Genomic DNA, 9963 nt, shown 5'->3' with positions numbered 1-9963 from the left:
AATATCTTCATCAATTAATTTAGAAATCATACTCACATCTATCATTTCCAATACAATATCTTTGCTACCTTGGAATTCTTATAATAATATAGAAATGCAAAGGTATTGTTCCTCCTTACAGAACTATTTAATAAACGCTGTAAGTAAGGTAATGATTGTTCTTAATAGGTTGATCATACTTATTAAATTTTTATCTCCTCTTTTCATGAGATAAGCACTCAGGCGAGTATCATACTTGTTTGAGTGCTTATTTTTATTGATTTATTCTAATTCTAAGTCATTCTCTGTCTCTTTTTTAATAGGTGCTGATGCCTTTCTTATATGATGGTCTATCCCTGACACATCACCTTGATATGCATGTGTTAAAGCCCCCTGATCCACCGTATCGGGATCAATACCGACTTCTGGCATACGTTGATATTTAATTTCTGCGCTTAATTCAATGTTCATATCTTTCAATGCACATCTAAGTCCCGCAAACAAAATACGTGTATCATTTCTTACCATGTCGTTCATCGCTTGATGACGTGCATTTAACATGTCTAAATGGTGTTCGAGTTGATTATTTTGTGTTGTTAAATGTTGATTGCGCTTGTCCAAATCTCGGTAATTCATTCTAAGGCCACTCAGAGACGCCTCATACGCTTTGATTTCTTTTTGGTACTTTTCCTCATCTTTTTCAAAATCGTCCCTAGAATTTGCTCTCAGTTGCTTATATAGGTCAATATCTTCTTGAGCCTGTTGAGAATCCTCTTGTAAAAAATGATTTTTCCGTTTTAAGTTTTGAATATCCCGAGTTAAATGTTCTTTTTCATCGTGTAAATCGTTGATATCCCTCAACAATTGTTTTTTCGTTTCAATTTGTTGGTCTAATTCACTTAAAACTTTCGCTTTCTTTTTATATTCATGAATATCTTGAATATACGTTTTATTATCATCGGTACTCCCACGTTCAACATCAAAACCTTGCTGGCACAGATGTGTTGTTAATTCATCATGGATGTGATTAATAGCTTGTCGATTCATAGCTGTACGTGCTGATAACCGTCCTTGATGATTAACAGGTATAAAGTGAAGGTGCATATGAGGCGCTGATTCATCCATATGCACTTTCGCTGAAACGATATTGGCTTCGCCAAAACGTTCACTGAAGTAATCTTTACATGTCTTAAAGTAGTGTTTTGTACGTGTTTCTCCCATACGGTCGGCCTCTTCTTTCGATAACGTAATGATATTGGAATACATCACCACACTATTTTTCTGTACACGTGACCCCTGTTCTTTATAATAATCGACTCTATCTTTCACACGATGATACAAATGACGTTCATCTTCAACTAAATCAAAGTTTAAGTTTGTCCGTTTCAAATCAATCTCATCGTTTTTGATTCTCCCTTTACGTTCTTGTTCCATCTCTTTGCCTTTAACATCGCTCATTTTATTTTTTTGCGTATTCCAAGCTAATTTCAAATTGAGCGCCCTCCCCGAAGCTTTTTGATTTGTCTGTGGTTCTCTACTTTCGAGAACCTTCGCAAATATCATTTTACAAGCGCTGTGATTGTCTACCTTCGACAATGCTTCGCTTATGTAAAATGATGGATACTCTCACCGCTACGCCTCAAACATGTGAGGCTGATTCCGCAATGAGAGTATAGCTCGATATACTCTTACATTCAAATGTAAGAGTTATCTTCGCTCTGGCGAGGCCATCACTACATTCAAAAATATATTTTTGAATTCCGTTATATAGCTAACAAATGACATACGCATTATCAAACAAATATGTTTGATAATATGTATGCCAAATGTTAGCTCACAACACCTCGAATCATACATATTTATTAACATACATATGTATGTTATATTAATATAAAAATAAGCACACATATGTATGCTTATCATATATTAATTATGAGGTGATTCAATGCCAAAAAAACAAAGCTCGAAAGAAAAAATCTTAACCGTTCGTGTCAGTCAAGCGCAATACAAAAAGATACAAGATTTAGCCTACATACGTAGTATGAATGTCACAGAATATATACGCCAAACAGCTGTGGGTAATCGGATTAAACCGACGGTGATTGAATATCCAAAAGAGCAAATAACGATGGATGATTCTAATTCTAAGAATAATACGAATAATTTGTATAAAGTTATTGAACATCTAGAAGAAGACAACGAAGCACTCAAATCAGACAGAGACGCACTTCGACAACGTCATGACCAACTTGAAGATGATATAGAACAATACAAAAGGGAGAATGAGATATTTCATCGCTTGTTAGAGCACTTTGATAGTACTGCATTTATGAATTTTAATACGTATCGTGATGATAGACCATTAAAAAAAGAAATTAAACGATTGAAAGAACATTAAAAAGGCTACTCAAAAAATGTTTATCGTAAGAAATGGGGCAAAAAGAAGACATTAATGCTTTCTATTTTTTGTTGTACCAATAATTAATAATACAAAAAATAGAAAACCTAATAAATAAAATATTTTTTCTCCTAAAGGATTTCCAATGATATTTTCATTCAATCCTATAATCAAACAAACTATAAAAATAACAATAATAATGCCTGAATAAATCTTATTTTTTAATAACATAAAATTAACCTTTCTTTTCTATAAAATCTGGGATACTACCAATAATTAACCCCAATAAAAATACAAATCTGAAAAAATATGAATATAGTCTAAAAAAGGAAATCAAATATTAATTTCACAATTAGCAATAATATAAATGCTATCACTGTACTATTTAACAAAATATACATGATTTTTTTGTATATTTCATGACTATTTTTTCTCTTAAAAAAATCATAAAAACACTCCAGATTCTTAGCCAGATTTCTAACGATTATCATAGCATAGAAGCTTAATGCTATATGGACGTAATTAGCTATATTTTTCTAACTTTGCAACAGAACCAGAATAACTAACACGAAAAATGAGTAGCAATTATGCTACTCATAAATATTTTTATCAAAAACTTCCAACTTGGTTACTTTAGGAATTTCAGGAAACAAACCAAAATTAAGATGTACAAAAAGCGCTCCTTCTTTACCATTAATCGTACTAGTAAAATACCCTATATGACCTCCACCTTGATTATCTGTATCTCCTTTTATTGTCACATGTTTAGCATGTTTCAAAAGTTGATATGTTTTATTATTCGCGGATATTTCTTTTAGTTTCTTTGTATCATGATTTGAAATATAATTATTTATTTCTTTTTCAGCAGAATAACGTGTCCAACTATCAAAAAAAATTAAATTTACATAAAAATAACAAAAGCCTAAAACTATAATAGTACCAAGTATATAAACTATTTTTTTCATTTAAAGACTCCTTATCTCCTCAAAATATTTAAGTTTTTATGGTAAATTAAAGTGGTTCTGTTGCAAAGTCAGAAACATAAGGTTATATACTTATCTTTCTGACTTTGCAACAGAACCCTATTTTAACTATAGTTTTAAATTGCTTTATTGACGTTGAACCTCCGAATCTTTAACAATCCCTAAACTTATCGAATCGTCGGCTTAATAGCTTACGCTATGCCGACATTCGGCTTCAAGTTTAGTTAAGGGTTCTTCTCAACATCAATAAATTTTCTCGGTATAAATGCGTGTGATATGATTAATGTAGTACTCCCTTTCATTTAATACATCAAAAACTATTCTTCAGACTACTCATTTTTTGAGTAGTCTTTTTATTTTGCATTTTAAGCCCTTTCTAGAACATTTTATTAAAAAATGACTAAAAACTTTTTTGTTCAACAGATAGGCTATAAATCATTTTAAAATTTCTTTCTCAACACTTTCAGAAAGGAAAATATATTTTTTATCTCAATTGTTCTTCTTAGAAAAAAGCTAAAACCTGAAAAAGTAGGTATATAATGTAACTTTTGTATTTTAAAGAGCATAAGGAAATCCATTACCGCTTAAGGTAGTATTCAGCATAGCTGAAGGACTATCTTACCATTTGCTTTGCTCATTTATTCTTAGTTGAAAACTATAGGGCTTTTTTGAGAGGAAAAAATTGTTTTTCTTTTATCGTTTGTCGTAATTATAATAGCTCCATAAAGTAAAAAACAAACTATACTATACTTCTTTTATGGGTACAAACTTGACTTTGTACGCATGTAATGCTACTTTATACGCATAAATAAAAGGAGAGTGTTGTGGGTTTGAATGAAAGAGAACAAAGACAAAAGTTAAATATTACTCTTCCTCCTAAATTAATAACTAATTTAGATAAAGTTAAAACAAAATATGGTATTAATAAATCTAAACAAATTGAAAATTTAATATCAAAATATTTAAATGAAGAATATGGTAATCTTGAATAAGCAAAAAAGGATGATTAGAATGAAAAAAGCAATATTTAGTATTATTATTTCTCTTATTTTAGTTCTAACTGTTACTGGATGTAGTAATAGTTCTAAAGAAAAACCAATTAAAAAAAGTGCATTAGAAATTAATCCTACAAGTAAAGCTGTTAATATTACAATAAATAAAAAAGAAAATAACAAACCTGAAAAAATTGGGAAAGTGTATCGATATAAAAATAACAATGCAAAAGAAATTACTAATGACGGTATTAAAAAAGATACTAAAGATACATTGATTTGGAAAGGTGTAGCAAACAAATACGACAATGTAAAAGATTTATTAGGAGAAAGTATTCTTTATGAAGTTAAATATAAAAATGGGGATATAAAAAAATTCGAGAGAAAAATTAAATATACTGAATAAAATTGAAAGTAGTGATGATAATGGAAAATATTTTAAGAATAATAGCTGAAATATTATCTAATATCTATGAATTCATAAATTATGGTCTAAAATTCAACCGTTCAAAAAAGCTTGAAAATAAATGTGAGGGGAAGGATTAATCCTTCCCCTCACATTTATTTAATTATAACTATGTTTAAAATTCTTAGCTATAGTATGGTTCGGACCTGTTGTTGCAGTATACATATCATAAGAAATTGTTACGCCTGTACCTTTTTTAGCTGCTGTGTAAAAATAGCTACCTTTTAATTCATTTTTCAATCCAAAATCAAAGGCTTTATAAATAGCCGAGGATGCTTTAACATAACCATTTTTACTAAGTTTACTAGCAGCAGATACTAATTTGTTTCCTGAATGAACTCCTTTAGAAAATTTAACTACTTTTTTAACTTCTTTTTTAGAAAAATGGTGTTTATAATGACCAACATATACATATTTTTGACCTTTGTAAGTTATAGTTGTTTTATATTTTGTTTTAGCACTCGCAGTATTACCTTGATTAATTGAAGAAAAAGATAATCCGGTTAAAACTAATAAACTTGCAATAAAAACTGAAAGTAACTTTTTCATAAAAAGACCTCCTGTAAAATATTTATATGTTTAAATATGACTTTATCATATAAATTAAGTTATAACTACTTTAATTAAAAAAATTAACACTATATATATTTTTTTAAAATTCAGTTAATAAAGATGGATCTTTATTAACTGAATTTTAGTAGCCTATTTTTATTAAACATTAAGTATAGAAAATGGTATTTACCAGTTCTATTTTTCAATTTCTATCTCTTTTACAATCTTTAATATCGGCATGATTAGTAATGATAAAATAAAGGCTGATTCTAAAATCAGAAAAATATTTATTTCTTTAAAAAATATTAAATCTATCACATATCCAAAAATACAAAATATGATAAAGAGGCAAATAAAATGAACAATTGATTTCAATGCTAATACTCCTTTTTGCTTTCTAAGCTATTTTAAACTTTATACAGGCTTTTCATTTAATGGCATATATAAGCCTCCAAATTACAAGATAGAAAACGAATCATAAAAAAGCATTAAACAAATTGAAAGAACACTAAAAAGCAAGCGACTATCAATTATCGTAGTCGCTTGCTTTTTTATTTCAGATCATATTTTTCTTCAAAATGCATTTTTCTTAAATATTCTTTGTACTTTTTTTTACTATCAAAATCTTTATCATATTCATCTTTCAAAACAGCATTTCCATATACTTTATTGTCTTCATCAATAGAATATGTATACGTATTATAAGGCTCATCTTTAAAAGTGACTTGTAAATCATTATCTCCAGTATTGAACGTAAATATATTTTTTTCTTCTTTAACTTTATCTTCCCAACCTTTTTGTTTGAAAATATGGTGAACTTTTTGTTTTAGTTTAGCTTCTTCATGTTTTTGAACATTAGCATAATGGTGCACTATACTAAAAATTAATGTTAAAACGATAAGAAGAACGATAAAGATGATACCTGTAATTTTATATTTTCTTTTCATATTAGTCTCCTTAAGTAAATTTATTTAATTAATATTTTGTAAAATTAAATACAATAATACATATTTATCATAAAAATTATTAAAAAAGAGGAATTATACAAAAATGAAGAAAATCTTAAAAATATTAATAACTTCTATTATTGTTATCATTATTACCTTAACAGTTTGGACTTTTAGTGTGATTACTTATCAGGAACACAAGAGTGAGAAAATCATCGATCACGTTATAGAACGTAAGGGTTGGGATAAAAAAATAAAAAATGAAAAAATGAGTTTTAATATTATGATGGGATATGCTGAAAAAGATATTGCTTTTAAAGATCAACCATATAGTGAGTATGAGTATAACGTGACACCAGCACCAGCACCATGGACAGATGATAAAGAATATAAGGTATGGGGGGAAACAGATTTACAAAAGAAAGACTCCTATTATAAATATCTTTTAGAATCAGAACCTTACAGAAAATAATATAAATGTATAACATAATAAAAAATAGAGATCATTCATCTATCACTTAAAGACAGCGTAGACTTTTACCTAATTATATTAATAAAATGATATTGAAGGAAAAATAATATTGAAAAGAGAAATTTTAAAATGAAATGGTTAAAAATCATTATATTAATTTTATCTTTAGTTCCAATAGAATTTATCGGATTATTTACTGATTATCAAACAGGTTTATTAATAGGTTACATCCCATTTATAATAGTTGCTATATTAATAAGTAGATCTATTTTTAAATTCGGCTTAAAAAATAATATAAGTATTATAATAAGTAGATGTATTGGAACATTTCTTTCTTGGGAATGTGTTCATTGGTTTATGAATATTTACGATTCATCAGATTATTTTAAACCTCTTACTACAGATATTTTCGCATTATTTTTAGGAGCTATTCATTTCATAGTTATTATGCTTATATATTTAGTTATCTATGGTTTTTCTCATCGCAATAATTAACTATTATGTTACTTATATTAAAGGACACAAAGATTAATTTAACAATGTTTGTGTTTTTGAGTATTTATACAAAGGCACTACCCATAATAGTTAATTATGTCAACTTGTAGTAAAGGCTTAAACGCTGTTAAATCAACGTTTAAGCCTTTGTCTTGTGATTATCGTTTATTCAGGTTTTATACATCATTGTTCTCACGCGTTTTCATACTTTTTCATTAAATGAACTTTTGTATCTTTATTCAAAAACGGAGAATCTATTAAAATCAGATTCTGTTATACTAAAAAAGCACTTCCCGTGCAGAAAGGAGGTGCCACATCTAATGATTGTCGTTCTGTTTGTTGTGAAATATATCGTATGTCCAATTATTGTTGGACGTGTTCTTTATTTAATAAATCAAGAACAACGATAAAAAAGAAACCCCAGCATATGCTTTGGTCGGCATGCTGGGGTTTTCACATCCAATGATGTGTCTGTCTGTTTGTTATTTTTAGTATATCTTGCATGAAGAAATTTGTAAAATTAAATAGATATTCGAATGAACTAATTATGTAATCGTCAACAATATCTCAAGCTAGCTTTATAACTTAGCTTTTTTATCATTCATCGATTAAAATTATACTTCATATCATTAAAAGGCCAAAATCTTAAAATAACTTTTCCTACGATTTGTTTTTTAGATATTAACCCCACCTCAGAATATCTACTATCAATACTGTTTGTCCTATTGTCTCCGAGAACTAAATACTTATCTTTAGGTATTATCATTTTATTTTTAGATCCCTTTATATTTGATACATTAAAATCTTCTGTTAAATTTTCACTGGAGTTATTCATTTTTTTATTATAGTCAAGGTAAGGTTCTTTGATATAATTTTTATTGATATATAACTTGTCATTTTTATATTCAATTTGATCTCCTGGTTTACCAATCAATCGTTTTATAAAGTCATTATTGCTATTTTGATGAAATACAATAACATCTCCAGACTTTAAGTGATTTAATGATTTGGATATTTTGCTGACTACTACTTTATCTTTATTGTTAAACGTTGGATACATTGATAATCCTGATACAGTATAAGGTTTAAATAAAAAATTATTTACTAAAAATAATAGTAATATAGCTACTATTATGGCTATTAACCATTCCTTAAATTCTTTTTTCATTACATAATTTCCTTTTTAGATTTTATAAATTTTATCCTATTTTAGGTTATCACTTATATTTTTAATATCCTACCAAAAGTAGTTCATTATTTATGATGTCTTTTCTTTTTTAGTGATAAGACAAATCCCATTATTAAAGGAAATAAAAGCAAAATATAGATGTAGCTCATTTAAGTTATTATTCTTCCCATTTTTCTTCTAATTGACGTTGAAATGCCTCTCGATCTTGTTTTAATTTTGCATCTTCGTCATGTGACTCTTGAGATTGTTTATATATCTTGTCGTCTAACCATTTAGGTGTCTTTTCACGATTAGTATATTGGCGCGACTTACCTATATTAGTTATTTGTGGCTGTCGTTTGTTGTGAATACGTTTCTCAGCGTCAAAGATAAATTCTAAGTATTCAATTTTTCGACCTTTTTTAGCTTTAACTTTATTAATATTAAGATTATTAAAAATAGGTGTAAGCTCTTTAGATATTGGCTTTAATACACGTTTAGTAATGTCACACATTTGATAAGACTTTGATACGTCTAATCGAGTTCTAAAATCTTCCATTGATAATTTTAAATATCCAGTATGTTTATATTGTTTAAGTAAGCGAAACATGGTTTTAGAGTACGAAGATTTTAAATTAGTCAGTTCTTTTAATTCGAATTTTGTAAAATTACGAGTAATATCATTTAAAACAAACTTTAAGTCAGGATTAGTGGAAATTTCAAGATACTTCTCCGTTTTATGAATTTTAAAGTGATTGAAAAGTACAAAAAACTCTATTACATCCTCATCTTCTCTTCGATAAGTTATCTCGAGCATCTTTTTATAAATATTTTGTAAATCTCCAATAAAACGATTAAGATTTCTAGTTTCATAGTTATAATTACTTAAATATTTAAGTTCTTCAAAACTTAAATATAATTTATTAGTATCTTGTTCTTTTAGCTTATTACACATAGCAAAAAATAAGTCTATTTCAACAGAAGTAAATTTTCTCAAAGGAACCAAATTCATTTCATTATGATAAATAACAGTTTCGTTCGACATATATATCACTCCAAAAAAGGTCATTTTTTTTATAAGTCCTTGTATATCATATACATATTATCACTATAATAGTTTTATTAAAAGTATTTGCCACATAAAAAATGTCGAATTAAAATAATGACCTTTTTTATGTGGCAAAATGACCTTTTTTATGTGGCAAAATGACCTTTTTTATGTGGCAAAATGACCTTTTTTATGTGGCAAAATGACCTTTTTAAGTTGTGAAATCTACTGTCGCTCTAAGGATTAAAGCACACCTAAAAAGGTTTATAAAAAGATTTATAAAAATATATTAAAAAGGTCGGAGTGAAATACTCCAAATTCATTCAAATATACTTCTAAAGAAACGAACACAAAAATAAACTTTAAAAAATATCTTCATCAATTAATTTAGAAATCATACTCACATCTATCATTTCCAATACAATATCTTTGCTACCTTGGAATTCTTATAATAATATAGAAA

At 27.7% G+C, this 9963-nt stretch carries 10 protein-coding genes; 4 read left to right on the top strand and 6 right to left on the bottom strand.

What is annotated here, in order from left to right:
• Nucleotides 1-261: 261 nt before the first annotated feature.
• Nucleotides 262-1542, bottom strand: coding sequence for a plasmid recombination protein (gene mobV / locus ACFYX4_RS40885; RefSeq protein WP_388598613.1), 1281 nt, complete (start codon nucleotides 1540-1542; stop codon nucleotides 262-264).
• Nucleotides 1543-1924: 382 nt separating this feature from the next.
• Between mobV and ACFYX4_RS40880 the strand changes: the two genes are divergently transcribed.
• Nucleotides 1925-2377: a plasmid mobilization protein gene (locus tag ACFYX4_RS40880; RefSeq protein WP_002494373.1), complete on the top strand. Its 453-nt coding sequence runs from the start codon at nucleotides 1925-1927 to the stop codon at nucleotides 2375-2377.
• 590 nt (nucleotides 2378-2967) lie between these two features.
• Here ACFYX4_RS40880 and ACFYX4_RS40875 read toward each other — a convergent pair.
• On the bottom strand, nucleotides 2968-3342 hold the full coding sequence (locus ACFYX4_RS40875; RefSeq protein ID WP_002494371.1) for a hypothetical protein: 375 nt from the start codon (nucleotides 3340-3342) through the stop codon (nucleotides 2968-2970).
• Nucleotides 3343-4184: 842 nt separating this feature from the next.
• Between ACFYX4_RS40875 and ACFYX4_RS40870 the strand changes: the two genes are divergently transcribed.
• On the top strand, nucleotides 4185-4352 hold the full coding sequence (locus ACFYX4_RS40870) for a hypothetical protein (RefSeq protein WP_002494370.1): 168 nt from the start codon (nucleotides 4185-4187) through the stop codon (nucleotides 4350-4352).
• A 19-nt stretch (nucleotides 4353-4371) separates the two neighbouring features.
• Nucleotides 4372-4758 (top strand): hypothetical protein, encoded by a 387-nt coding sequence (locus ACFYX4_RS40865; protein WP_002494369.1) that lies wholly within the window; start codon nucleotides 4372-4374, stop codon nucleotides 4756-4758.
• 159 nt (nucleotides 4759-4917) lie between these two features.
• Here the strand turns inward: ACFYX4_RS40865 and ACFYX4_RS40860 are convergent, their stop codons facing one another.
• Both ACFYX4_RS40860 and ACFYX4_RS40855 read right to left on the bottom strand, forming a co-directional pair.
• A complete protein-coding gene (locus ACFYX4_RS40860) occupies nucleotides 4918-5367 on the bottom strand; it encodes a hypothetical protein (RefSeq protein WP_002494368.1) in 450 nt (149 codons plus the stop codon).
• Nucleotides 5368-5921: 554 nt separating this feature from the next.
• On the bottom strand, nucleotides 5922-6317 hold the full coding sequence (locus ACFYX4_RS40855) for a DUF3139 domain-containing protein (RefSeq protein ID WP_002494367.1): 396 nt from the start codon (nucleotides 6315-6317) through the stop codon (nucleotides 5922-5924).
• 103 nt (nucleotides 6318-6420) lie between these two features.
• On the opposite strand from ACFYX4_RS40855, the gene ACFYX4_RS40850 reads away from it, so the two are divergent.
• On the top strand, nucleotides 6421-6789 hold the full coding sequence (locus ACFYX4_RS40850) for a DUF3139 domain-containing protein (protein ID WP_002494366.1): 369 nt from the start codon (nucleotides 6421-6423) through the stop codon (nucleotides 6787-6789).
• 1096 nt (nucleotides 6790-7885) lie between these two features.
• Here ACFYX4_RS40850 and lepB read toward each other — a convergent pair.
• Together lepB and ACFYX4_RS40840 are read right to left on the bottom strand one after the other, a co-directional pair.
• Nucleotides 7886-8452, bottom strand: a complete 567-nt coding sequence (gene lepB, locus ACFYX4_RS40845; RefSeq protein WP_002456288.1) for a signal peptidase I — start codon at nucleotides 8450-8452, stop codon at nucleotides 7886-7888.
• A gap of 178 nt (nucleotides 8453-8630) precedes the next feature.
• The gene (locus tag ACFYX4_RS40840) at nucleotides 8631-9497 is read right to left on the bottom strand and encodes a replication initiation protein (protein ID WP_002494364.1); all 867 of its coding nucleotides are present in this window, start codon (nucleotides 9495-9497) and stop codon (nucleotides 8631-8633) included.
• Nucleotides 9498-9963 lie beyond the last annotated feature (466 nt).

Origin of the sequence: Streptomyces sp. NPDC002328 (assembly GCF_042890065.1) — a bacterium.
GTDB lineage: Bacteria > Actinomycetota > Actinomycetes > Streptomycetales > Streptomycetaceae > Streptomyces.
This window is presented reverse-complemented; position numbering and strand designations above follow the sequence as displayed.